This window comes from Paraburkholderia sp. BL6665CI2N2, from assembly GCF_004366535.1.
In the GTDB taxonomy this organism is placed as follows: Bacteria; Pseudomonadota; Gammaproteobacteria; order Burkholderiales; family Burkholderiaceae; genus Paraburkholderia.
Map to the genome: position 1 here is coordinate 687,730 of NZ_SORC01000001.1, position 24,662 is coordinate 712,391.

Annotated in this window: 20 protein-coding genes; 14 read left to right on the plus strand and 6 right to left on the minus strand. The window is 63.3% G+C overall.

Annotated elements, in window-relative coordinates:
• Positions 1 to 146 precede the first annotated feature (146 nt).
• Both B0G81_RS03000 and B0G81_RS03005 read right to left on the minus strand, forming a co-directional pair.
• Positions 147 to 2,300: a phospholipase C, phosphocholine-specific gene (locus B0G81_RS03000; RefSeq protein ID WP_134133472.1), complete on the minus strand. Its 2,154-nt coding sequence runs from the start codon at positions 2,298 to 2,300 to the stop codon at positions 147 to 149.
• Positions 2,301 to 2,357: 57 nt separating this feature from the next.
• A complete protein-coding gene (locus B0G81_RS03005) occupies positions 2,358 to 2,672 on the minus strand; it encodes a hypothetical protein (RefSeq protein WP_134133473.1) in 315 nt (104 codons plus the stop codon).
• A gap of 210 nt (positions 2,673 to 2,882) precedes the next feature.
• On the opposite strand from B0G81_RS03005, the gene B0G81_RS03010 reads away from it, so the two are divergent.
• From B0G81_RS03010 to zwf, 3 genes are all read left to right on the plus strand, one after another.
• Positions 2,883 to 4,868 (plus strand): amylo-alpha-1,6-glucosidase, encoded by a 1,986-nt coding sequence (locus tag B0G81_RS03010; protein WP_134133474.1) that lies wholly within the window; start codon positions 2,883 to 2,885, stop codon positions 4,866 to 4,868.
• Between the two features lie 51 nt (positions 4,869 to 4,919).
• Positions 4,920 to 7,727, plus strand: coding sequence for a glucosidase (locus B0G81_RS03015; RefSeq protein WP_134133475.1), 2,808 nt, complete (start codon positions 4,920 to 4,922; stop codon positions 7,725 to 7,727).
• A 152-nt stretch (positions 7,728 to 7,879) separates the two neighbouring features.
• Positions 7,880 to 9,487 carry a glucose-6-phosphate dehydrogenase gene (gene zwf, locus B0G81_RS03020; protein ID WP_134133476.1) on the plus strand — a complete coding sequence of 536 codons (1,608 nt, stop codon included), beginning with the start codon at positions 7,880 to 7,882 and terminating at the stop codon, positions 9,485 to 9,487.
• Between the two features lies 1 nt (position 9,488).
• On the opposite strand, the gene B0G81_RS43460 is transcribed toward zwf, so the two are convergent.
• Positions 9,489 to 9,752 carry a hypothetical protein gene (locus tag B0G81_RS43460; RefSeq protein WP_166678900.1) on the minus strand — a complete coding sequence of 88 codons (264 nt, stop codon included), beginning with the start codon at positions 9,750 to 9,752 and terminating at the stop codon, positions 9,489 to 9,491.
• Between B0G81_RS43460 and B0G81_RS03025 the strand changes: the two genes are divergently transcribed.
• Both B0G81_RS03025 and B0G81_RS03030 read left to right on the plus strand, forming a co-directional pair.
• Complete coding sequence (locus B0G81_RS03025) at positions 9,673 to 10,446, plus strand: ROK family protein (protein WP_134142976.1); 774 nt, start codon at positions 9,673 to 9,675, stop codon at positions 10,444 to 10,446. The genes B0G81_RS43460 and B0G81_RS03025 overlap by 80 nt on opposite strands.
• A gap of 36 nt (positions 10,447 to 10,482) precedes the next feature.
• Positions 10,483 to 11,055: a YbhB/YbcL family Raf kinase inhibitor-like protein gene (locus tag B0G81_RS03030; protein WP_134133477.1), complete on the plus strand. Its 573-nt coding sequence runs from the start codon at positions 10,483 to 10,485 to the stop codon at positions 11,053 to 11,055.
• Between the two features lie 31 nt (positions 11,056 to 11,086).
• On the opposite strand, the gene B0G81_RS03035 is transcribed toward B0G81_RS03030, so the two are convergent.
• Complete coding sequence (locus B0G81_RS03035) at positions 11,087 to 12,082, minus strand: aldo/keto reductase (protein ID WP_134133478.1); 996 nt, start codon at positions 12,080 to 12,082, stop codon at positions 11,087 to 11,089.
• A 454-nt stretch (positions 12,083 to 12,536) separates the two neighbouring features.
• Between B0G81_RS03035 and B0G81_RS03040 the strand changes: the two genes are divergently transcribed.
• From B0G81_RS03040 to B0G81_RS03065, 7 genes are all read left to right on the plus strand, one after another.
• Positions 12,537 to 14,750: a TonB-dependent siderophore receptor gene (locus B0G81_RS03040; protein ID WP_134133479.1), complete on the plus strand. Its 2,214-nt coding sequence runs from the start codon at positions 12,537 to 12,539 to the stop codon at positions 14,748 to 14,750.
• Between the two features lie 69 nt (positions 14,751 to 14,819).
• A complete protein-coding gene (locus B0G81_RS03045) occupies positions 14,820 to 15,503 on the plus strand; it encodes a Fe2+-dependent dioxygenase (protein ID WP_106279046.1) in 684 nt (227 codons plus the stop codon).
• Positions 15,500 to 16,222, plus strand: a complete 723-nt coding sequence (locus B0G81_RS03050; RefSeq protein WP_134133480.1) for a PepSY-associated TM helix domain-containing protein — start codon at positions 15,500 to 15,502, stop codon at positions 16,220 to 16,222. Before B0G81_RS03045 ends, B0G81_RS03050 begins: the two co-directional genes overlap by 4 nt.
• Before the next feature lie 18 nt (positions 16,223 to 16,240).
• Positions 16,241 to 16,384: a hypothetical protein gene (locus tag B0G81_RS43465; protein ID WP_166678919.1), complete on the plus strand. Its 144-nt coding sequence runs from the start codon at positions 16,241 to 16,243 to the stop codon at positions 16,382 to 16,384.
• 215 nt (positions 16,385 to 16,599) lie between these two features.
• On the plus strand, positions 16,600 to 21,492 hold the full coding sequence (locus tag B0G81_RS03055; protein WP_134142977.1) for a response regulator: 4,893 nt from the start codon (positions 16,600 to 16,602) through the stop codon (positions 21,490 to 21,492).
• 107 nt (positions 21,493 to 21,599) lie between these two features.
• Complete coding sequence (locus B0G81_RS03060) at positions 21,600 to 22,289, plus strand: nitroreductase (RefSeq protein WP_134133481.1); 690 nt, start codon at positions 21,600 to 21,602, stop codon at positions 22,287 to 22,289.
• Positions 22,290 to 22,338: 49 nt separating this feature from the next.
• Entirely contained in the window at positions 22,339 to 22,650 is a 312-nt protein-coding gene (locus tag B0G81_RS03065; protein WP_116122841.1) for a high-potential iron-sulfur protein, read from the plus strand.
• A gap of 52 nt (positions 22,651 to 22,702) precedes the next feature.
• On the opposite strand, the gene B0G81_RS03070 is transcribed toward B0G81_RS03065, so the two are convergent.
• Together B0G81_RS03070 and B0G81_RS03075 are read right to left on the minus strand one after the other, a co-directional pair.
• Positions 22,703 to 23,053, minus strand: coding sequence for a DOPA 4,5-dioxygenase family protein (locus B0G81_RS03070; protein ID WP_116146505.1), 351 nt, complete (start codon positions 23,051 to 23,053; stop codon positions 22,703 to 22,705).
• Positions 23,054 to 23,088: 35 nt separating this feature from the next.
• Positions 23,089 to 23,562, minus strand: a complete 474-nt coding sequence (locus tag B0G81_RS03075; protein WP_134133482.1) for a GNAT family N-acetyltransferase — start codon at positions 23,560 to 23,562, stop codon at positions 23,089 to 23,091.
• 375 nt (positions 23,563 to 23,937) lie between these two features.
• Between B0G81_RS03075 and B0G81_RS03080 the strand changes: the two genes are divergently transcribed.
• Complete coding sequence (locus B0G81_RS03080; protein WP_134133483.1) at positions 23,938 to 24,252, plus strand: hypothetical protein; 315 nt, start codon at positions 23,938 to 23,940, stop codon at positions 24,250 to 24,252.
• Between the two features lie 113 nt (positions 24,253 to 24,365).
• The gene (locus B0G81_RS03085) at positions 24,366 to 24,638 is read left to right on the plus strand and encodes a DUF1488 domain-containing protein (RefSeq protein WP_106279033.1); all 273 of its coding nucleotides are present in this window, start codon (positions 24,366 to 24,368) and stop codon (positions 24,636 to 24,638) included.
• The last annotated feature ends 24 nt before the right edge of the window (positions 24,639 to 24,662 follow it).

The window sequence follows — 24,662 nt, forward strand, 5'->3', positions numbered from 1 at the left end:
GATGTGCCCATCGGCAGGAAGTGGGGAGCACTGACTGTAACCCTATCCGCCGTTTCGTGCAGGACGTATCGCGTGACCACATAGCGGTACTGGGCTTCGATCAAGCATGCCTGTGTTGACCGAAGCCCGCTCACCGTCGAGCGCCCTTAATTCACCACCAACACCGGCGCCACCGCCGCCGGATCGCTAATGCTCGGCCGCCCATTCTCGACGTGCCCCGCAACACGGCGCGAGAAGCTTGCATCGTCGTTACTCGTCACCGTCAAGTCGTACCAGTGATGGCTCGACGCCAGCACCCACGCTTCTTCGATATGCGCGCCGGCCGGCACCAGCACCGGACGCGGGCGCGCGCCGTACGCATTGTCCGTCACGAGCAGACGCGCAATCCCGCTGCCCTTGTTGCTGAACTTCAGGAACACGTTGCCGTTCGCGGCGTCGTATTGCACCTTCACTTCCGGCTCGGACGGTTTGTTCTTGCCATGACCGGCGGCAATCTGCGCGTTCTGCGCTGTTGTCTGCTGCGTGTTGCCGGCGAACTTGCGCACCAAACCGTTCGGCCCGAACACTTCGAAGCTGTAGACGCCATTGGTCATCGTGAGATCGAAAGTCTCGTTGATCGACTTGCCTGCTTCCACGGTGTAGCGCCACGGACCATCCGTGCGATTCGTCGCGTACATGTAGAAATGCGCGCCCTGGTCGCCGGTGTTGCCGATCGCGATCTCGAACGTGTTCTTCTTGTCGTTGGCCTGGCCATTCACGTGCAACTCATACGGCAACGCGCGCGCGAAACGAATGCCGCTTTCCTGCGGATCGATGGTGCCCGGCGTCGCGGGGACAGTCGGCTTCGGCTGCGTTGCGCACTGGTTGTCGGCGATGCTCTTGTAGTTGCTCGTGTCCGGCAGCGGCGGCACTTTCGAGTCCGGCGTGCGGAAGTCGAAGGCCGTGGTCAGGTCGCCGCACACCGCGCGGCGCCACGCCGTGATGTTCGGCTCATACACGCCGAAGCGCGCTTCGATGAAGCGAATCACCGACGTATGATCGAACACCTGTGAACAGACGAAACCGCCCTTGCTCCACGGCGACACGATCGTCATCGGCACACGCGGTCCGAGACCGTACGGCAGGCCGTCGGCGGTGTAGCTGCCGCCGCGCAGCGGATTCACCACGTTGTGAATTTCGCCTTCGGTGCTGACCGTCGATTTGCCTTGAGCGCCGGTCGTCGCCGGTTGCGGCGGCACGAGGTGATCGAAGAACCCGTCGTTCTCGTCGTACATGATGAACAGCACGGTCTTGCTCCACACCTCCGGATTCGACGTCAACGCATCCAGGATCTGCGAGGTGTACTCCGCGCCGTATGCGGGCGTATAGCTCGGGTGTTCCGAGTACGCGGCCGGCGGGCACAACCACGACACTTGCGGCAGCTTGTTGGCGAGCACGTCGGCCTTCAGGTCGTCGATGGTGCGCACGGTTTGCGCGCGCTCATACAACGGCGAGCCCGGCTGCGCATTGATGAAGTTCGTGAAGTTCTGCAGGATGTTGGTGCCGTAGTTGCCGTTCAACGGATCGGCGCCAGTCAGCCCCTGCTGGTACACCTGCCACGAAATGCCCGCGGCTTGCAGACGCTCTGGATAGGTGGTCCACGAGAGCAACTGATAATTCGGCGGACCGTCGCCGTCGACGAAATCGTTGTTGTCGAGCAGCGGACCACCCAGCGTGCCGCTCGGATCGACCATGCCGGTCATCAGATATGAGCGGTTCGGGTGCGTCGGTCCCGGCAGCGAGCAGAAGTACGCGTCGCAGATGGTGAACGCATCGGCCAGCGCGTAGTGGAACGGAATGTCGCTGCGCAGGTGATAGCCCATCGTCATGTCGGTCTTGTTGGCGGGCCACTGGTCGTAGCGGCCGCCGTCGATCGCGGCATGAGTCTTGTACCAGGAGTGATCCAGATCGCCGACGCATTGCGCACTGGTGGTTGCCGTGTTCAGATGGAACGGCAGCACCGGCTGGGTCGGATCTTCCTTCGACGGTTGATACCACACCGGCTTGCCGTTCGGCAGCGGGATCGGGAAGCGGTCGTTGTAGCCACGCACGCCGCGCATGTGGCCGAAGTAGTGGTCGAACGAGCGGTTCTCCTGCATGAACACGACGATGTGCTCGACATCGCGGATCGTGCCGGTACGCGAGAACGCGGGAACGGCGAGCGCATTGCGAATCGACTCGGGCAGCGCGGTCAGCGCGGCGGCAGCGCCGGCGGATGAAGCCACGGTCTGCAGGAAACGGCGACGGCTATTTGATGTCATCGAATCACCTTCTGCGGGGAGGAAGAATAGCGCGCCACGCGCGCCGTTGGAATCGGGTCAGTTGCTGTTGGCGCTGTCGCCGGGTGCGTAGTGCATGACCGGTGCGACTTGCTGGTTGTCCGCGGCGAGACTGGCTTGCATGTTCTGCGTGATCGGATCGGAGGCCGCTGCGGGGTCTGCTGCGAGCGGCGAAGATGCGTTGAGCGCTGGCGTCGCGGGAGAGCCGGCCGTATTCGATGCGATGTCGTTGTTCGCAACGGCCGGCGTTGAAGAGGCTGCCGGCGGCGCGGAATCATCCGCACCGCAACCGCTCAACGCTAAAGTTGCAAGTGCAACCAAAGCGGCACTCGCGAGGCGTTTGTTTCTTCTCATGTCTGCATCCAGATTCGTGAAAGCGGGTGCAGTCTCCAACCCTTTCAAGAAATAATTGTGAAACGTTTGCGAGTGGTAAAACTTGCGTCGATAAGTCGGTTTTTAGAAAGGAAGCGGAAAGTGATAAGTAGGAGAATGGTCACCGCGGCGCCTTATGCCTGACAATCAGGCGCACTGAAAGACGAACGGCTTTGCCTAACCGGTAAGTTCATGACACACATCGAACGACCCTTCGACATCACGCGTCTCGAAGACGAATGGCTGGAAGCGGATGGCTTCGGCGGTTTCGCGTCGGGCACCGTGGGCACGCTGCGCACGCGCCGCTATCACGCGCTGTTGCTTACCGCGACTCGCGCGCCGGGCGGACGCGTGGTGCTGGTCAACGGCGTGGAGGCGTGGCTCGAAGCGAACAGCGTGCGTTTTCCGTTGAGCATGCAGCGATACGTGCCGGACGTTGTCTATCCGGACCTGACCACGAGTCTTGTCTCGTTCGACACGAAGCCGTGGCCAACATGGCGCATTCAGATCGGTGCTAGTGCCGTATTGACCGCTGACGTGTTCGTCAGCAAAGCGACTCGCGAAACAGTTCTACGTTGGCGTCTGGAAGCGGCTGCCGGAGCCGGTCTTGAAGCGAACGCACTCACGCTGAAAGTCAGGCCGCTGCTATCGGGCCGCGACTACCACGCGCTGCATCATGAGAACGCCGCCTTCAACTTCGACGCGCAGACGAGCGACGACCAGGCCAGCGTGAGTTGGCAACCCTACGGCGACCTGCCGGTGATCCACGCCGCGACCAACGGCGTCTACACGCACGCGCCCGACTGGTATCGCAACTTCTGCTACGCCCGCGAGCGCGAGCGCGGCCTCGACTTCAGCGAGGACCTCGCGACGCCCGGCGTGTTCAGCTTCAATCTCGCCGATGGTGAAGCGGTGATGGTCCTCAGCGCGTCAGGCGCCACGAGCGATACGCAACCGGCGACCGCCAAAGCGGCGGCCATCCATGCCACAGAGCTTGCGCACATCGAACAACAACGCCGCGACGCGCTCGGCTCGCGGTTGCAACGCTCCGCCGACGCGTACGTCGTGACCCGCAACGAAGGCCGCACGATCCTCGCGGGCTTTCCGTGGTTCACCGACTGGGGCCGCGACACCTTCATTGCGATGCGCGGCTTGCTGATCGCCTCGGGCCGCCTCGACGACGCCGAAGCGATCCTGCTCGAATGGTCGGGCACGTTGTCGGAAGGCATGTTGCCGAACCGCTTTCCCGATTATGGCGACACACCGGAATACAACTCCGTCGACGCCTCGTTGTGGTTCATCGTCGCCGTGCACGACTATCTGGCGACGCGTCACGCGAGCGCTGCAACGCAGCAGCGCCTGCAACAGGCATGCGAAGCCATCCTCACGGGTTACACGAATGGCACGCGCTTCAACATCCAGGCATCCGCCGATGATGGCCTACTGGCCGCCGGCATACCCGGCGTGCAACTCACGTGGATGGATGCGAAAGTCGGCGACTGGGTGGTCACGCCGCGCATCGGCAAACCGGTCGAAGTGCAGGCGCTCTGGATCAACGCATTGCGCATTGCAGCAACATGGAATCCGCAATGGCAGCGGGCCGCCGACCGGGCGTTGCAAGCGTTTCATGAGCGCTTCGTCGATCCGTCAACGCAAGCGCTGTTCGACAACGTGGACGTCGACCATGTGAAAGGCGCGATAGATCGCGCGATCCGGCCCAATCAGATCTTTGCCGTCGGCGGCCTGCCGTTCCCATTGCTCGACGGCGCGGCGGCGCGCGCGGTGCTCGAGCAGGTCGAAACGCAATTGCTCACGCCGCTGGGCCTAAGGACGCTCGCGCCGTCCGATCCAGCCTATCGTGGACATTACGGCGGGTCTCCGCTCGAGCGCGACGGCGCCTATCATCAAGGAACCGTGTGGCCGTGGCTGCTCGGCCCGTTCGTCGAAGCATGGCTGCGAGTCCACGGCGGCGCGGCGGACGCCCGCATGCAGGCGAAAACGCGCTTTCTCGACCCGCTCTACGCGCATCTCGATCACGCCGGTCTCGACCATCTCTCCGAAATCGCCGACGGCGATGCGCCGCACGCACCCGCCGGCACGCCGTTTCAGGCATGGTCGCTAGGCGAGTTGCTGCGCGTTGAACGCTTGCTTGCCGAGTTGGTGGCCGCCGGTGCCTAAACCGCGCTACGATGTGTGTCCCACCGCCAAGCCGAATGCAAGGACGTAGTCATGCCACCGCTGCGCGCTGCCAATCTGCTCGCCACCATTGAAGGTTCACGGCTGCATTCGGCCGACTGTGCGCATTGGCAGCGCTGGGGCCCCTATCTCAGCGAGCGGCAATGGGGCACGGTGCGCGAGGATTACAGCGCGGACGGCACCGCCTGGGACTATTTTCCGCACGACCATGCGCGCAGCCGCGCGTATCGCTGGGGTGAGGACGGCATTGCTGGCTTCGGGGACGACACGCTAAGCTGGTGCGTTTCGCTAGCGCTATGGAATCGCAACGACGCGATCCTGAAAGAGCGCCTGTTCGGCGTCACGAATGCGCAGGGCAATCATGGCGAGGACGTGAAGGAGCTGTACTTCTACGTCGACGGCACGCCGACGCATTCGTACATGCGCATGCTCTACAAGTATCCGCACGCCGCCTATCCGTACGACGACCTCGTTCAGGAAAACGCGCGCCGTGGCGGCGACATGCCCGAGTACGAAATTCTCGACACGGGCGTGTTCGACGATTCGCGCTACTTCGACGTGCAGGTGGAATATGCCAAACACGCGCCGGACGACATCCTCATGCGCGTGACCATCGAGAATCGCGCGGATCAGGCGGCCTCGCTCGACGTGCTGCCGCAAATCTGGGCGCGCAATTCGTGGTCGTGGAAAGAGAACAAGGACAAGCCCTCGCTCGTCGCCGGCACGGACCACCATGGCGAGGCGCAGGTGGTTGGGCACCAGCATGGGCATGAGCCGATCGTCGTGACGGCCTGGTCGAAAGACGTGCCGCAGATGACGTGGCTTTTCTGCGAGAACGACACGAACGTCAAGCGCCTCTTTAACATGGACGGCGCGGGGCCGTATAAAGACGGCTTCAACGATTACCTCGTGCATGGCAATGAGCAGGCGATCCGCCGCGACGCCGGCACCAAGGCCGGCGCGCATGCCGCGATCGAGCTCGAACCGTATGGCCGCGCCGTGGTGTACATGCGCTGGCGTCCGCAGTCGAGTCCCGACGACGCGCAACTCGATGCCGACGCGGTCTTCACGCGCCGCATCGCCGAGGCCGACGAATTCTATGGCGCGCTGCAACACGAGATCGCCGATCCCGACGCGCGTCTCGTGCAGCGTCAGGCGCTCGCCGGCATGTTGTGGTCGAAGCAGTACTACCAGTACGACGTGCAGCGCTGGCTCGAAGGCGATCCGCTTCAGCCGACGCCGCCCGCCAGCCGCAAGCAGGGCCGCAATAGGGATTGGCGGCACCTGTGCAATGCGGACATCGTGTCGATGCCTGATAAGTGGGAGTACCCGTGGTACGCGTCGTGGGATCTGGCATTTCATGCGGCCGCATTCGCGCTGATCGACCCGGCGTTCGCGAAACGGCAACTGCTGTTGCTGGTGAAAGACCGCTATCAGCATCCGAACGGACAGATTCCCGCTTATGAATGGGCGCTCGGCGACGCCAATCCGCCCGTGCATGCGTGGGCCGCTTGGCGCGTGTATGAAATCGACCGCGCGCTCACCGGCAAGGCGGATCGCGATTTTCTGGAACTTGTCTTTCATAAGCTACTGCTGAATTTCTCGTGGTGGGTGAACCGCAAGGACGCCGACGGCCACAATATTTTTCAGGGCGGATTTCTCGGGCTGGATAACGTCGGGATCTTCGATCGCTCATCGCCGTTGCCGACCGGCGGGCACATCGACCAGTCCGACGGTACGGCGTGGATGGCCGCGTACGCGCTCGACCTGATGCGTATCGCGCTGGAACTCGCCTACGCCAATCATGTTTTCGTCGACATCGGCGTGAAGTTCTTCGAGCATTTTCTGTATATCGCCGAGGCCGTGAGTTGCGACGACGGCTGCGAAACGGGCCTGTGGGACAGCGAAGACGAGTTCTTCTACGACAAGCTGCGCCTGCCGGACGGCAGCAGCATTCCCATGCGGCTGCGCTCGATCGTGGGTCTGATTCCGCTATTCGCGGTGCACGTGCTCGAAGAGCGTCTGCACGGCGGCCTGCCGGGTTTGCGCGAACGGCTGGTCTGGTTCCTCGAACACCGCCCCGATCTGGCGAGGCTGGTCTCGCGCTGGAACGAGCCGGGCAAGGGCAATGCGCTGCTGCTCTCGCTGTTGCGCGGGCATCGCATGAAAGCGTTGTTGCGCCGCGCGCTCGACGAAAGCGAATTCCTTTCCGATCATGGCGTGCGGGCGCTGTCGCAATACCATCGCGATCATCCGTTCGTGTTCAACCACAACGGCGACAGTTTCACCGTGAAGTATTTGCCGGCCGAATCCGATACGCGCGTGTTCGGCGGCAATTCGAACTGGCGCGGTCCGGTATGGATGCCGGTGAACTATCTGCTGATCGAGTCGCTATACGAATTTCACCGCTACTACGGCGAGGAGTTCAAAGTCGAGTATCCGACCGGTTCGGGCGAGAAGTTCTCGCTGAGCCAGATTGCCGACGAACTGGCGCGCCGCTGCACTACGCTGTTTCTCAAGAACAAGGACGGCGAGCGTCCGGTCATGGGCGCTTATCCGCAATTGCAGGCCGACCCGCGCTCGCGTGACCTGATCCTGTTCCACGAGTATTTCCATGGCGATAACGGGCGCGGTGTGGGCGCTTCGCATCAGACCGGCTGGACCGGGCTGGTTGCGCTGCTGTTGCAGCCGCGCGCGATGAGCGCGTCGGGCAACGTGCCGCTGGCGGGCGAAACAGATCAGGCGCCGATCCCGACGTCACCTTCAGCGCAAGCCACCGCGCCGGCACGCCCGGCCGAACCGGCGCCGGCTGCCGAACCGGCGCACGCATCGGTGAAATAGCGCGCAGTGGCGGCGCGGGCGAGTGAGGTTACACCAGCCATACAACGTCGCAAGGTGGGCAGGTTGCGTGGCCGTTTTTGAACTGTGTGGGTTCAAGCGTGGTCTTTCATGTACCACCACGTCCGTTCCATAGGTTTCCAAAAGTGAATCCCATGTCGACTACACCGAATATTCCAACAGCCGAGCGTCCCGCCGCCAGTCAACCACCGAGCTGCAAAGTCAGCGCGAGCCCGCAGGAAGCGCCGGCCTCGCCGCCCGGCAAGCGGCCGGCACCGCCGTGCACGCTGGTGATCTTCGGTGCCGGCGGCGACCTGACCAAGCGGCTGCTGATGCCGGCGCTGTACAACCTCGCCGTGGATGGCCTGCTCGACGATGGAATGAAAATCATCGGCGTGAATCACGGCGAGCGCGAGACGAGCGTGTGGCGCGAAGATCTGCACAAGTCGCTCGAACAGTTCGCCGCCGACAAAGCCAGCACCTTCCACGCCGGCAAGCTCGACGACAAGGCGTGGGACTGGGTCGCGCAACGCCTCGAATACATGGCCGGCGAATTCGAAACCGACGACACTTTCACGAAGCTTAAGCAACAGCTCGAACAGACGCCGGGCGGCAACGTGATCTTCTATCTCGCGGTCAGCTCGCGCTTCTTCAAACCGATCGTCGAACATCTCGGCAAGGCGGGTCTGCTGAAAGAAGGCGAGGGCGGCGGCTTCCGCCGCATCGTGATCGAGAAACCTTTCGGCACCGATCTCGCTTCCGCAAAAGATCTGAACGCGCACATCCTGTCGTATGCAAAAGAAGATCAGGTGTATCGCATCGATCACTTTCTCGGTAAGGACACCGTGCAGAGCATTCTCGCGGTGCGCTTCGCCAACGCGCTGTTCGAACCGGTGTGGCGGCGCGAATATATCGACAGCGTCCAGATCACGGCGGCGGAAACCATCGGCGTGGAAGGGCGCGGCAAGTTCTACGAACAGACCGGCGCGTTCCGCGACATGCTGCCGAACCATCTGTTCCAGTTGCTCGGCATGGTCGCCATGGAACCGCCCAATTCGTTCGATGCCGAAGCCGTGCGCGACAAGAAGGCCGAAATCTTCGACGCGATCAAGCCGCTGACGCCGGACGACGTGGTGTTCGGTCAATACGAAAAGGGCCCGGCCGGTGTCGGCTATCGCGAGGAGCCGGATGTCGCGCCGGGCAGCACGACGGAAACCTACGCCGCGGCGCGCGTGTTCGTCGAGAACTGGCGCTGGGCCGGCGTGCCGTTCTATTTGCGCACCGGCAAACGGCTGGCGGCGCGCCGCACGGAAATCTCGGTGCAGTTGAAACCGGTGCCGTTCCGCCTGTTTCGCGACACGCCCGTCGACGCGCTCACGCCGAACGTGCTGACCTTGCGCATCGATCCGGCGCACGGCACAAGCTTCGACTTCAATGTGAAAACGCCGGGGCCGGTCATGCAGATCGGCGCCGTGCAGTCGTCGTTCGACTATGGCGACTTCTTCGCGGAACGCGCGAACGTCGGCTATGAAACCCTGCTCTACGACTGCATGCTCGGCGACGAGACGCTGTTCCAGCGGGCCGACAGCATCGAAACGAGCTGGTGCGCGGTCGACGACGTGCTGCATCCAAAAACCGGCGGCGCGGTGCCGGTGCATGGCCATGCAGCGGGCAGCGAAGGCCCCGCGGAAGCCGACGCGCTATTGGCGCGCGACGGCAACGCATGGCGGCCGTTGAAACGGGATGCTGTGCAGAAGAAGTAATTCAACGACGAGTCGCACCAACACAATCGGGGGACACCGTGGTGACACGCAAGACGACACGCAAGACGGCGACAAAGGCGCCGGGGAAGACGGCGAGCAAAGCGCCGACGAAGGCGGCGTTTAAACCGTCCAGTAAGGCGTCAAGTAAGCCGTCGAGTAAGCCATCCAATAAGCCGAAAGCGACCATCAGCACCGAGCGGATACTGGCGATCGACGTCGGCGGCACGGGTTTGAAGGCCGCGATTATCGACGCGGACGGCAACATGAAAACCGAGCGCTTGCGGATAGCGACGCCGCATCCGTGCACGCCGGATCAACTCGTGGACGCACTGGCGAAACTGGTTGCGCCGCTCGTCGAACAGGAACCGCCGACGCTGATGTCGATCGGCTTTCCCGGCGTGGTGCGCAACAACCGCATTCTGACGGCGCCGCACTTCGGCGTGGAAGGCTGGCACGACATCCCGCTCGCCGACTCGCTGGCGCAACGTTTGGGCGGCCTGCCGGTGCGCATGATCAACGACGCCGAGATGCAGGGCTTCGCCGCGATCGAAGGCCATGGCCTCGAATTCGTGCTGACGCTCGGCACCGGTGCGGGCACGGCAATGTTCCGCGACGGCGAGTTGATGCCGCATCTGGAACTCGCCCATCATCCGGTTAGCAAGAAGGGCGTGGCGTACGACGAATACATCGGCGACGCGGCGCGTGAAAAAGCCGGGAATAAACGCTGGAACCGGCGCGTTGAGAAGGTGATCGGGATTCTGAGTGCGCTCGTGAACTACGACAAGCTGTGGATCGGCGGCGGCAATGCGGCACGCCTCACGTTCGATCTGCCGGCGAATGTCGCCACCGTTTCGAACGATGCGGGTATCGAAGGCGGCGCGCGTTTATGGCATCCGAGATCCGTGCGCGAGACGCGGCAACTGCCGGAAGCGAATGAGCGGACGGGCCGCTTCAAGTGATGTTGGACCGTCGCTGAACCCTGGCTGGAGTCGGAAATGAGGATTGGCAGCAATCGTTTACGCGTCGTACGACGCCTGTTACCGGTCGGCGTGTCTGCCGCGTTGGCGCTTGCCGCGGTGCATGTCCGCGCGGCGGAAGTCTTCATGGTGTCGTCGCCGGGAACGGCCGATGGCGGCACGCTGGATTCGAGCCACGCGGGGAGCGCGAACAACTGCGGCGGCGGTAATGTATCGCCGGCTCTGCAATGGCGGAACGCGCCTGCCGGCACGAAGAGTTATGCCGTGACACTGTTCGACCCGGACGGCGCGAAGGGTTTGGGCGTCGTGCACTGGGTGCTATATGGCGTAGCACCGTCGACGACCTCGCTCGGGGCCGGCGGCAGCCAGCCGCCCGGCAGCGTCTCGGGTGCGAATCAGACCGGAGGCATCGGGTATCGCGGTCCATGTCCCCCGGTCGGGGACAATCCGCATCACTACGTCGCGCAAGTCTATGCGCTCGATCTGCCGCCGGACGCGCTGTCGCCCGGTTTGACGAGGGATGCGTTGCTTGCCGCGATCAAGGATCACGTGATTGCGGCGACCAGCACGGTGCTGCGTTACGGGCGATAAACGCAGCGGCCTTCGCCCGCCGCGCATGAGCTTACCGCGCCGCGTCACCCCAGCGATATTCCAGGCTCGCTTCGTCGAGCTGCGTCTTGATCTGCTCATCGAGCACGAGTTCGGACGCCGCGAGCGTGTCGCTCAATTGCTCGACGCGGCTCGCGCCGATAATCGCCGACGTGACGAGCGGATTCGCCAGCACCCAGGCAAGCGAAACCCGCGTCAACGATTCGCCGGTCGGCGCAACGATCGCTTTCAATTGCTCGATCGTCTCGAACTCGCGTTTGTGCCAGTACCGTTGCTGATACATCGCGCCGGCCTTGCCGACAGTTTCGGTGAAGCGGCCGGACGCGGGCGCCGCGTCCAGTTGATGCTTGCCCGTCAGCAGGCCGCCCGCGAGCGGGTTGTACGGCATCACCGCCAATTGCTCTTCGGCGGCGAGCGGCAACAATTCGCGCTCGATCTGGCGGAACAGCAGGTTATAGCGAGGCTGCACGGAGACGAAGCGCGCCACGCGCAGCACATCGGCGCGGCCCAGCGCGCGCGCCAGCCGATACGCGAGGAAGTTCGATACGCCGATATAGCGCGCCTTGCCTGAGCGAACGATCACATCGAGCGCCTCGAGCGTTTCGTCGAGCGGCGTATTCGCGTCGTCGGAATGGAGTTGGTAGAGGTCCACGTAATCCGTGCCGAGGCGTTGCAACGAGGCGTCGATCGCATTCAGCAGATGTTTGCGCGACGCGCCTTGATCCCATGCCGACGGCCCCATCTTGCCTACTGCTTTCGTCGCCAGAATGAAGCGCTCGCGCTTGCCCTTCAGCCAGCGCCCTACGATCTCCTCCGTGCGGCCGGCAACATCTTCCGTGCCGCCGAGCGGATACACGTCGGCCGTGTCGATAAAGTTCACGCCGGCATCCGCCGCCGTGTCGAGAATGCGATGCGAGACGTCTTCTTCAGTTTGCAGGCCAAAGGTCATCGTGCCGAGGCACAGGCGCGATACGGTCAGGCCGGTGCGGCCGAACTTGCGGTATTGCATGATCAACTCCGGGGATGAACGAAACAGTTCGATAGGCAGTGTTGCAAAAAGGATAAACGGAGTCGGGATTGGGCGTCGGCCCCAGTCACGGCTGGTTGTTATTTGGTTGAAAGCTTTCTGCCGGCGTCTTTTTTACTCCCGACGCCGAAAGTCTTTCCTTTCAAAGGCCTTGATATTACAAACACGTAATGAACCGGCGTGCGGACAGGGCTGAAAATTACAAATAGCCTTCATTCGTAAAAAACAGAAACAATTCTGTTACTAGGGGTAAGCGGCGGCGCGATTGATGCGATTTTATGCGTATGGAATGATAGCGATTCTCATTTAACCAGCAGCCAGCCATCCCGACGTCGGTGCTCTGCACACGAGAACGGCAGCCAGCCAATTGCGACTTTGCCGTCGATTCCATCTCAGCCATGCGAATCCGGCAAACGCATCTCCGACGGGAATTCCCATGTTCAACCACACGCCGCTCGCGACAGCGTTAGCGTTAGCTTTTGCCGTTCCTTTTGCGACTCCGGCGGTCGCGCAGACTGCTCCGCAAACCACTTTGCAGCCGGCGGCCGCGAATGCTAATGCGACGACAACGACGACAACGACGACCGTCGCAGCCGACACCGGCAGCTTGCCCACCATCGGCGTCGCGGCTCAAGCTGAACAGCAGGACTTCCAGGCGGAGCGCGCGACGGTCGGTGCAAAGACGCCCACGGCGCTGCGCGACATTCCGCAAACCGTCACCGTCATCAACAAGGCCGTGCTGCAATCGCAAGGCGCCACTTCGTTCCAGGACGCGCTGCGCAATGCGCCGGGCGTAACGATCGGCGCGGCTGAAGGCGGCCAGATCGGCAACAACATCAACCTGCGCGGCTTCACCGCGCAGAACGACATCTACCTCGACGGCTTCCGCGATCGCAACCCGTACTATCGCGACACCTTCGACCTCGAAGAACTCGAAGTGCTGTATGGTCCGTCGTCGATGCTGTTCGGTCGCGGATCGACGGGCGGCGTGATCAACCAGGTCAGCAAGAAAGCGAACCTGCACGACTCGGCGGAAGTCACGGGCATGATCGGCACTGACGCGAAATATCGCAGCACGGTCGACGTGAACCATAAGCTGACGGATACCTCGGCGATTCGCCTGAACGCCTTCGGCCAAAGCCTCGGTTCGACGCGCGATGCGATGAAGAACAAGGACTACGGTATCGCGCCGGAAGTGCGCTTCGGCATCGGCACACCGACCGAAGTGACGATCTCCGCGCTGATCCAGCACAACTACGACATGCCGGACTACGGCGTGCAGGCGTTGAACGGCCGCCCGTCGCCGGTGCCGAAGAACACGTTCTACGGCTTGACCACCGACCGCACGATCCAGGACGTGCAAACGGTCACCGCCGCGGTCAAGCACAAGTTCTCGGACAACCTGATCCTGACGAACCAGACGCAGTTCTCGCACTCGATGACCGATGCGCGCGAAACCGCGCCGCAAGCGGTGTTGACGGGGCCGCTCGCCAGCAGCACCGCGTTGACCAACGGCAATTTCACGACGCTCTCGCCGTCGCAACTGTTCATCAAGTTGCAGAGCCATGACCGTGTGATCGAGAACCACTCGCTCTACAACGACACGATGCTCCAGTACAAGTTCGTTACCGGCCCGATCAAGCACGACCTGATCGCCGGTGTCGACCTCGGCCATGACAGCTATTCGAACCAGGCGTACACCCGCAACAACTTGCCGGTCGTGACGATGGTGAACCCGGCGTATCTGTCCAATCCCGCCGGCGTGACCACCACGGTCGGCAACCACGCCGATTCGGGCTCGAACGAAATTGGCGCGTACGTGAACGACACCGTGTCGATCGGCCAGCAGTGGAAGGTGATTGGCGGTTTGCGTTGGGATCGCTTCCAGGCGCAGATCCACAACACGATCAGCCTGCCGGGCTACGCGACGCAGACCAACTTCTTCACCAGCGTACGCGCCGGGGTAATTTATCAGCCGACCGACTGGCAGTCGTACTACGTGTCGTACGGCACGTCGTTCAATCCGTCGCTCGAAGCGCTGACGGTGACCAACCTCACGCAGAACCTCGCGCCCGAGTCGACCAAGTCGTACGAAGTCGGCGGCAAATGGGATCTGCTCGGCGGCAATCTCTCAGTGACGTCGTCATTCTTCCGCGAAGAAAAGACCAACGCGCGCACGCAGGTCTCGCCGACCGAATACGAACTCGACGGCGACATTCGCGTCGACGGATTCCAGGCCGGCGTGACGGGCCACATTACCGACAAGTGGCAGGTGTTCGGCGGCTACACCTATATGGACGCCATCATCCTGAAGGCGCGCGACGGTACGCAAGGGCACGTGCCGGCCAACACGCCGCGCAACACGCTGACCTTCTGGACCACCTACGCGATCACGCCGCACTGGGAAATCGGCGGCGGTCCGACGTATATGTCGCCGCGCTATGCGTCGAATACCAACTACGTGCAGGTGCCGGGCTACACGCGCTGGGATGCGACCGCTGCGTACCACGCGAAGAAATACGATGTGCGCCTGAACCTGCTGAACATGACCAACAAGTACTACTACGACGCGCTGATTCAGTCCGACGGCGGCCGTTCCGTGCCGGGTATCGGACGCACGTTGCTGGCGACGTTCGACTACCGCTTTTGATACGCGTTGAACCGATGCGTTAGGCTTGCCGTTCTCGAAGACGGCAAGCCGACGCAAAAAGGAAACACCATGTTGCTGCACATACCGAACGTACTGAACGCCGAGCAGTTGCGGCTCGTGCGCGAGCGGCTGGACCAGGCCGGCGATGCCTGGGTGGACGGCCGCGCGACCGCCGGCTATCAGGGCGCGCCGGTCAAGCGTAATCAGCAGATCGCCGAACACACGCCGGTTGCGCGTGAACTCGGCGACGTGATTCTCGCGTCGATCGAACGCAACCCGCTGTTCATCAGCGCGGTGTTGCCGAATCAGGTGTATCCGCCGCTGTTCAATCGTTACGAAGGCGGCATGCAGTTCGGCAGTCACGTCGACGGCGCCGTGCGCGTGCTGCCCAACGGTGTGAAGCTGCGCACCGACGTCTCGGTGACGCTGTTCATTTCCGACCCCGCCGACTACGACGGCGGCGAACTCGTGATCGAAGACACGTATGGCGTGCAGCAGGTCAAACTGCCGGCCGGCGACATGATCGTCTATCCGGCGACGAGTTTGCATCAGGTCACGCCGGTCACGCGCGGCGCGCGAATCGCGAGTTTCTTCTGGGTGCAAAGCCTCGTGCGCAGCGATACGCAGCGCGCAATGCTGTTCGACATGGACACGGCGATTCAACGGCTGAACGCCAGCAACGCCGACGATACCGCGCGCCGCAGCCTCGTCGGCATCTATCACAATCTGTTGCGGACCTGGAGTGAAACGTGAGCGTACCCGAGGCAATCGACATTCAATCGCCCGCGGGCATCGACCGGACGACGCGAGAGCCGCAGCGGCTGGACAACGACGAATTGAAAGCGCGGCAGCAGCGTTCGCGCCGCGCCACCTTCGTCAAATGGCTGCGCAAGGTGCATGGCTGGATCGGCTTGTGGGGCGCGGCGCTGGGTTTGCTGTTCGGCACCACGGGGTTCCTGCTGAACCATCGCGGCGGGCCGCTCAAAGTATCGACCGGCGAGCCGCAAGTAGCGCTGCTGCAAGTGCCGTTGCCGCAGCCCGCGCCGGAAACGCCGCGCGAGCTGGGCAAGTGGCTCAAGCAAGAACTGAAACTGGCGGGCACGCCTGGGCGCGTGCAGAAAGAGCCGGCTCATCCGGTGGCATGGGGCGAGCGTAGCGTCGTCCAGCCGGAGCATTGGCAACTCAACTTCGCGTCGCCGCATGAGAACACCTCCGCCGAGTACTGGGTGGGTAACGGCTATGTGACGGTCAAGCGCAGCGAGAACACATTTCTCGCCATGCTAACGAACCTGCACAAGGGCGTGGGTCTGAGCGTCGGCTGGGTGCTGCTGATCGATACGCTCGCAGGCAGCATCATCTTGCTGTCGCTCACCGGCGTTCTGCTGTGGACGGAGTTGAACAAACGCAAGACCATCGGCGCGGTGTTGGTGCTGGGCTCGATCGTCGCCGCGGTGTGTGTGGGCCTGCTTTAAAGACACTGCAAGCCCGCAGTGATCGAAGAAACCTGGTCGCACGGCGAAGGCATGGCGATCGGGAAAATTGCCTCTCCGCACACACTGCGTCAAGGTACGTTTTACCTGCATTTCGGTTTCATTTCGCGGCGTACCTTCGTCGCCGCCCAATCCTCCGCATAACGCTCAGTGCCGCGCCGCGAAAAGCCCGCTGCTTGCGGTTTCGGCGCGTCGTCTCACCTTCCTCCGGCACACCGCTACGTGCGAGAATCGCGCTACATCAATTGCGGGGTGATCGTTAGCCATCCATCGTATCGGGCACCGCTTTTGCAACAGCGGCCCGCACGAATACGACCCGCCGTGTCGAGGAGATCGCGTTGAAACAGCCGGACCGCTTCATGTCGGACGCACCGCCCGCCGGCGTCGCCGCGCCGTCCTTTCTTGCCGGTGGCGGCGAGCTGGGAGCGCTGATCCGCGCCTACGACTGGACGCAGACAGCACTCGGCGCGCCCGACACCTGGCCACAAGGCCTGAAGATCGCGATCCGCATCATGCTCACCTCGCGTCAGCCGATCTGGATCGGCTGGGGCGACGAGCTGCTCTATTTTTACAACGACCCGTACAAGTCGATCATCGGCGGGAAGCATCCGGTCGCGCTCGGTCAACCGACCCGCGTCGTGTGGCGGGAAATCTGGTCCGACATCGAGCCGCTTCTTGATACGGCGCTGGCGGGCGCCGAGGGTACTTTCGTCGAACAGAAGCTGCTCATCATGGAGCGCAATGGCTTTCCTGAGGAGACGTATTACACCTTCTCGTACAGCCCGATTCCCGCCGAGGATGGCGAACCGGGCGGCATCATCTGCGCCAACAGCGACGACACGGCGCAGGTGGTCGGCGAACGGCAACTGGCGCTGCTGAAGGAGCTGGCGGCGGCCAGTCCGGACGGCCGCGATTGGCGCGAAGCATGCGAACTCAGCGCGCGCGCGTTGCGAGCGAATCCGCAAGACCTGCCCTTCGCCTTGCTCTATGCAGCCGAACCCGGCAGCGACACGGTCACGCTGGTCGGCTCGTGCGGCATCGAGCCGGGCCATCCGGCGGCGCCGCAGACAATGCGCGTCGGCGAATCGCTCTGGCCGATCGCCGACGTCCTCCAGAACCAGGCGCCGCAGACCGTGCGCGACTTGACGCAGCGTTTCGGCACCGCGTTGCCGAGCGGTCCGTGGCATCTCGCGCCGGAGCAGGCAGTCATCCTGCCGGTGTCGGCCGGCGGCGAGTCGACGCAAACAGTCTTGCTGATTGCCGGCCTGAATCCTTGCCGTCTCGTCGACGACGCTTACCGCAGCTTCCTGAACCTCGTCGCCGGACAGATCGGCGCGGCGATCGGCTACGCGCAGGCATATGAAGAAGAGCGGCGGCGCGCGGAAGCGCTGGCCGAAGTCGACCGCGCGAAGACCACGTTCTTCTCCAACATCAGCCACGAATTCCGCACGCCGTTGACGCTGATGCTCGGCCCGCTCGAAGAACTGCTCGCCAGGCCGCAGCCGGCCGCGAGCGGTGATAACGCGCAGACACGCAGCGATATCGAAGACCGTGCGCTGATCGAGATCACGCATCGCAACGGTTTGCGCCTGCTGAAGCTCGTCAACGCGTTGCTGGATTTCTCGCGGATCGAGGCGGGGCGCATCGAGATTCACACGCAGCCCACCGACATCGCTTCCTTCACGGCCGAGCTAGCGTCGCTGTTTCAGTCCGCGATCGAGGCGGCCGGCCTGCGTCTCGAAGTTGACGTTCCGGCTACGCCCGTGATCGTGCAGATCGACCGCGAGATGTGGGAAAAAGTCGTGGTGAACCTGCTGTCGAACGCGTACAAGTTCACGTTCTTCGGCACGATCCGCGTCGCGGTTCGCACTGACGAAGGCGGCGGCGTCGAGGTCAGCGTCACGGATAGCGGCATCGGCGTCGCGGAAGAAGAAGTGCCGCGTCTTTTCGAGCGCTTTCACCGCGTGGCGGGCGCACCGGGCCGCTCGGTGGAAGGCAGCGGCATCGGGCTCGCCATGGTGCAGGAACTGGTGAAGCTGCACGGCGGCACGGTGCGGGTGGACAGTGTGCTCGGCGAAGGTGCGTGCTTTACCGTTTCGCTGCCGCGCGGCGCCGTGCTGTCCCAAGCCGAGGACGAAGCCGTGCATGCGTCCATGAGCAGGCACGCGCGCAGCTATGTCGATGCCGCGTTGCGCTGGAGTCCGGAGAACGAAATACTCGATGCCCCGTCGACCGGCGCAGCGCCGGCCAGCGAAACGTCGGAGGCAGCGCCGGCCGCCGCCGCGCGGCTGCTGGTCGTCGACGACAATGCGGATCTGCGTGAGTACATGAGCCGCATCTTGCGGGCGGCGGGCCACGACGTGCGGCTTGCCACCGACGGTCAGGCGGCGCTCGAAGCCGCGCGCGCCGAACCGCCCGATCTCGTGCTCTCCGACGTGATGATGCCGCGGCTCGACGGCTTCGGCCTGCTGCGCGCACTGCGCGCCGATCCGGATTTGCGCGACACGCCGGTGCTGATGCTGTCGGCCCGCGCGGGTGAGGAAGCGCGCGTCGACGGTATCGAGCACGGCGCCGACGACTATCTGACCAAGCCCTTTTCCGCGCGCGAACTGCTGGCCCGCGTGTCGGGCAACCTGCAACTCGCGCGCTTGCGTCGCGAGACCGAAATGAAGCTGCGCGAGGAATCGCGCACGCTGGAGATTCTCAATCGTGTCGGCTCGACGGTCGCGGCCGAACTCGACCTGAGCCGCGCGGTGCAGATCGTCACGGACGCGGCCACCGAACTGACCGGCGCCGCGTTCGGCTCGTTCTTCTATAACGTGCTCGACCAGAAGGGCGGCAGTTACATGCTCTACACGCTGTCCGGCGTGCCGAAGGAGGCGTTCGAGCAGTTTCCCATGCCGCGCAACACGGCGGTGTTCGCGCCCACGTTTCAGGGCGAAGGCATCGTCCGCGTCGACGACATCACGCTGGATCCGCGCTATGGCCACAACGCGCCGCATCGTGGCATGCCGGAGGGTCATCTGAAGGTGCGCAGCTATCTGGCCGCGCCGGTGCAGTCGCGCAGCGGTACGGTAGTCGGCGGCCTGTTCTTCGGCCACCCGGAGCCCGGCGTGTTCACTGAGCGCGCCGAGCGGATCGTGGCCGGCATCGCCGCGCAGGCGGCGATTGCCATCGACAACGCGCGCTTGTATCAGGCGGCGCAAATCGAAATCGCCGAGCGCACCAAGGCGCAAAGCGCGTTGCGCGATCTGAACGAAACGCTGGAGCGCCGCGTGATCGAAACGGTGGCGGACCGTGATCGTTTATGGGAGTTGAGCGAGGATCTGCTGGTGGTCGCCGACATCGAAGGCGGCCTGCAGCGTGTGAGTCCATCGTGGAGCACGGCGCTCGGTCACGACATGCACTGGCTGATGTCGCGTTCCTATGTCGATCTGGTTCACCCGGACGATGTCGAGACTGTCCGCACGCATCTTGCTGAACTGCGTAGAACGGGCGTGCCGGTGCGCTACGAAAACCGCTTCAGGCGGATCGACGGCACATGGCGTTGGGTCGCGTGGACGCTCGCGCTCGATCCGGACACCGCGCGCATTCACGGCGTGGGCCGCGACGTCACCGCCGACAAGGAAACCACCGAAGCGCTGCGGCACGCCGAAGAAGCGCTGCGCATGGCGCAAAAGATGGAAGCGATCGGCAAGCTCACGGGCGGCGTCGCGCACGACTTCAACAACCTGCTGCAAGTGATCGGCGGCAATCTGCAACTGCTGGCGAAAGACGTCGCCGGTTCGGAGAAGCCCGAGCAGCGTGTGCGCAATGCACTGGCGGGCGTCGCGCGGGGTGCGAACCTCGCCTCGCAACTGCTCGCGTTCGGGCGGCGTCAGCCGCTCGCGCCGAAGGTCGTCAATCTCGGCCGCTTCGTGCGCGGTCTCGACGACATGCTGAGGCGCGCGCTCGGCGACGGCGTCGAAATCGAAACGATCGTGTCGGGCGGCTTGTGGAATACGCTGGTCGATCCGTTCCAGGTCGAGAACGCGCTGCTGAATCTGGCGATCAACGCGCGCGACGCCATGAACGGCCACGGCAAGCTCACGATCGAAGCCGGCAACGCCGCGCTCGACGACGCCTACGCCAAACGCAACGCGGAGGTCACGCCGGGCCAGTACGTGATGCTGGCGGTTACCGACACGGGCCTCGGCATGTCGCCGGAAGTGCGCGAGCGCGTGTTCGAACCGTTCTTCACGACCAAGCCCGAAGGCCAGGGCACGGGCCTCGGCTTGAGCATGGTGTATGGCTTCGTCAAGCAGTCCGGCGGCCATGTGAAGATCTACAGCGAAGAGGGTCACGGCACCACGATTCGCATCTATCTGCCGCGGGTGCGCCAGGAAGAAGACCTCGAAACGAATATCGAAGCCGGTCCCGCCAAGGGCGGCACGGAAACCATTCTCGCGGTCGAGGACGACGAGGAAGTGCGCACGACCGTGGTCGAAATGCTCTCCGATCTCGGCTACCGCGTGCTGAAGGCGAAAGACGCGCAAAGCGCGCTGGCGATCGTGGAAAGCGGCGTGCCGATCGACATGCTGTTTACCGATGTGGTGATGCCCGGCCCATTGCGCAGCACCGAACTCGCCCGCAAGGCGCGCGAGCGATTGCCGTCGATCGCGGTGCTGTTCACGTCGGGCTACACGGATAACGCGATCGTGCATTCAGGGCGGCTGGATGAAGGTATCGAATTGCTCAGCAAGCCGTATACGCACGAAGCGTTGGCGCGCAAAGTGCGCTACGTGCTGCAAGCGCAGAATCCGCGGGCGGTGGAAATCGCCGAGGCCGAGCAGCATCTTCTGGAGATCGATCCGCCCATGATGCCGGATAGCGCCGATAGTTTCGTCACTCAGACGCGGCCGCGGATTCTGCTGGTGGAAGACGACGAGCTGATTCGTGTGAGCACGGCCGAATTGCTGCGCACCTTCGACTTCGACATTCTGGAAGCCGAAGGCGAGCCTGACGCCAGGCAGATTCTCAGCGAACACACGATCAGCGTGATGCTGACCGACGTGGGGCTGGCGGGCAAGTCGGGCATCGATCTCGCGCTCGACGTGTGTCGCGAGCGGCCTGACCTGCGCGTGATCTTTCTGACCGGCTACGACCTCGTGCTGACGCCGGCGCAGCGCGCAGTCTTGCCGCACGCGATCCTGCTGCGCAAGCCCTACGATCTGCTCGATCTCATCGATGCGCTGAAAACGCCCGTGCGCTAAACCGCGCTGCGCGCGGCCGGCGTTGCCGGCGCGCCAGCGCGAAAGTGCGTGCTCGCGCTAGAATTCCTGGAGACCGCCATAATTGCTGGTTCCACCGGAATTCGCCGATGACCACTCCCGCCAACGACGTCGACGCCGCACTCGTCACGCGGCGCTCGATTCGCGCCTTTCTGCCCACGCCGGTGCCGCGCGCCGATATCGAAGCCATTCTCGAAGCCGCCAGCCGCGCACCGTCGAGCACCAATACGCAGCCGTGGAAGGTCTGCGTGGTGACGGGGGAGTCGCTGGCGCGTCTCTCGCAGGCCTTGCTCGACGCTTACGACCACCCGCGACGCGACGCGCTGTACCAGGAAGAGTATCCGTACTATCCGAATCGGTGGGTGTCGCCGTACATCGACCGGCGCCGCAAAATTGGCTGGGATCTGTACGGTTTGCTTGGCATCGAAAAAGGCGACAAGGCGCGCATGCACGAGCAGCATGCGCAAAACTATCGGTTCTTCGGCGCACCGGTGGGCTTGTTCTTTACCATCGACCGGGTGATGGGGCGCGGCAGCTGGCTGGACTACGGCATGTTCCTGCAGGCGATCATGACGGCCGCGCGCGGGCGAGGTCTCGATACGTGTCCGCAAGCTGCCTTTACGCCGTTTCATCGGGTGATTGCCGAGCAACTCGGCTTGCCGCCTGAAGAGCAACTGGTGTGCGGCATGTCACTCGGCTTTGCCGACGAAAACGCTTTGGTCAACACGTTACGCACCGAGCGCGAACCAGTCGAACGGTTCACGCGATTTCTCGATTGACGGCGCTTGATCGCGATCGAGGCAAGTCCCCACTTTCCATCGGACCCATATGAAAACATCGCGTCGCCATTTTCTGCTGCTCGGCGTGAGCGCGGGCTCTGCGCTCATGCTCACGCGCGCCGCTTTCGCCGACACCGCGAACAGACTCAGCGAATCCGATCCGAAGGCGCAGGCCGTCGGCTATAAAGAGGATGCGTCCAAGGTCGACAAAGCGAAGTTTCCGGGCTACGCCGCCGGACAAAGCTGTGCCAACTGCTCGCTGTTTCAGGGCAAAGCCAACGACGCATACGGCGGGTGCACGCTGTTCGGCGACAAGCAGGTCGCGGCGCTCGGCTGGTGCAGTTCGTACTCGAATATGTGAACGGCAAGAGGCGGTGCGCGATCCGGTTCACCGCGCGCCGCATTCACGGCGGTCAATTCAACGCGCTCAGCACCAGTTCGTGCGAATGGCCGATCCATACGGCGGCGTCGCGATGATCGCGTAGCGCATCGCCCGTATTGGGGTGCAGGAAGATATCCAGCGCGCCGTGATTCAGCGTGAGCCAGCCGACCACGTCGGCGAACTGAGCCTGCGTGAACGCGAGCTGATACGACCACATGGGATGCGGCCCAACCGGGCGTTCGTGAAAGCGGCCCAGTTGCAGTGCGTCGCCCCAGTGTGCGTCGATCTGCTCGCGGAAGGTCCATGCGGCGTCGCGGCTGCCCGCGTCGAAATACACGTGGGCGTGCCAGCTTGTGATGGCGGAGGTGTCGCGAAAGGTCATAACAGGTCCGGTGCGTGTCAGTCTTTATCCGACATTCATTCTGCTTCAATTTCCGCCGACGCGCGCGGCGCGCGCCTCATGTGAAACTGTCTCTCATCTTGGCCGACGATCTCGAAGCCGAGGCGCTCATACAGGCGCTGTGCGGGATTGCCTTTGAGCACCTTGAGGGTGACCGGCAACGCGTCGGCCTGCGCGGCGCGCAACACCGTGTGCAGCGCGCGTTCGCCGATACCGCGCCGCTGCAGCGCCGGCTCGATCTGCAATTGCACGACGACCCACTCGGTGTCGGCGCGATACGCTTTAAGCAAACCGGCGGGCACGCCGTCGATGCAAATCACGCGTGCCGTGTCATACCGATGCAGCAGACGAGCGCGATGCTCGGTGTCGTCGGACGGCTCGCCGACGCGCGCGAGATGCTCCGTCATGGTCGCCTTGCGCAGCTCGAATAGAAAGGCCTCGTCTGAGTTCAGTGCGGGGCGCAGGGTGAAGACAGGTTCCTCAACGGACATGTTGGTAACGTTTCCGGCGAACCGGCGGCCAGTAAGAATGGACGTGAATTGTCGCGCCAGCAGCGCTTTTTTACCACGCAGCTATGTTGCGCCTCTCGAGGTTGCTATGCCCCGGTCATGCGGATGCCGTCGTTGCGGCGTCCGCGCTGCGACGGATTCGTGCGCTGCCGCGCGCGTCGTTTCAGGCGCCGTCGGCGTTTACGGCTTACTGGCGGCACGTTGCCGGCTGTTCGCGTCGCGCTCGCCACGGTTCGTGCGACGTGTTTGGCGCCCGTTGGCATGCGCTTTGCTTTTGCCTCACTCGCGAATTGCTGGCGCGTGGGGGTTCGAACGTCGAACCGCCGAGGAACGACGCCAACTGGCATGACAACGAAAATGCTGAATACGAAACCACATACGGTCACGCACGGCGTCGACGCCGAGGCGATCACGCTCGTCTTTTATCCCGATACCGGCTGTCTGCGCTTTGCCGATGCGCGCGGTACGTGTCACGAGCTTCGGCCGCCGCATTCCTGGTTCGCGCTGTCGTCCGCGTCGCGAGGCGCGCGGCGCGGCACGCAAGCCATGACCGAGGGGTTGAATGCGTTGCTGCACGAGTTCCGCGCGAAACGTCCGCGCTGGCCGGGCGCGCACGCTTCAGTCCATTCGACGGTGGTCGAACGCACAGTGAACGCTGCCGTGGAGCGATAGCGTTCATTGATCGGTTGAAAGAACTCGACGAGTGTTTCGCATCTGTATTCAGATTTTTTCGGTGTCGTTCGTTCAACACGGCGAGCGGTTTAACGAACTTTGCGAGGTGGGCCATGGAGATTATCGAGTTTGAACCAAGCGTCTCGGCGGACGGACGCGCGGTGATTTTCCAGCTTTCGACGCGAGGCCGGGACCTCGAATGCGCCGTTACGCGTGAGGCCCTGGAACAGCATTTCTGGTTGCAACGCGACGCCGGCGAGGAACGCGTGCTGAAGACGTTCGCTGACGGCCGCAAACGCATCACCGCTGTGGCGGAAAGAAAACTGCTGGCGCGTCCGGGCGAAAAAGTGCTGCTGACGATCAGCGATTTCGCCGCGCGCGGTTGACGGGATCACGCCGCGCGTCTTGCA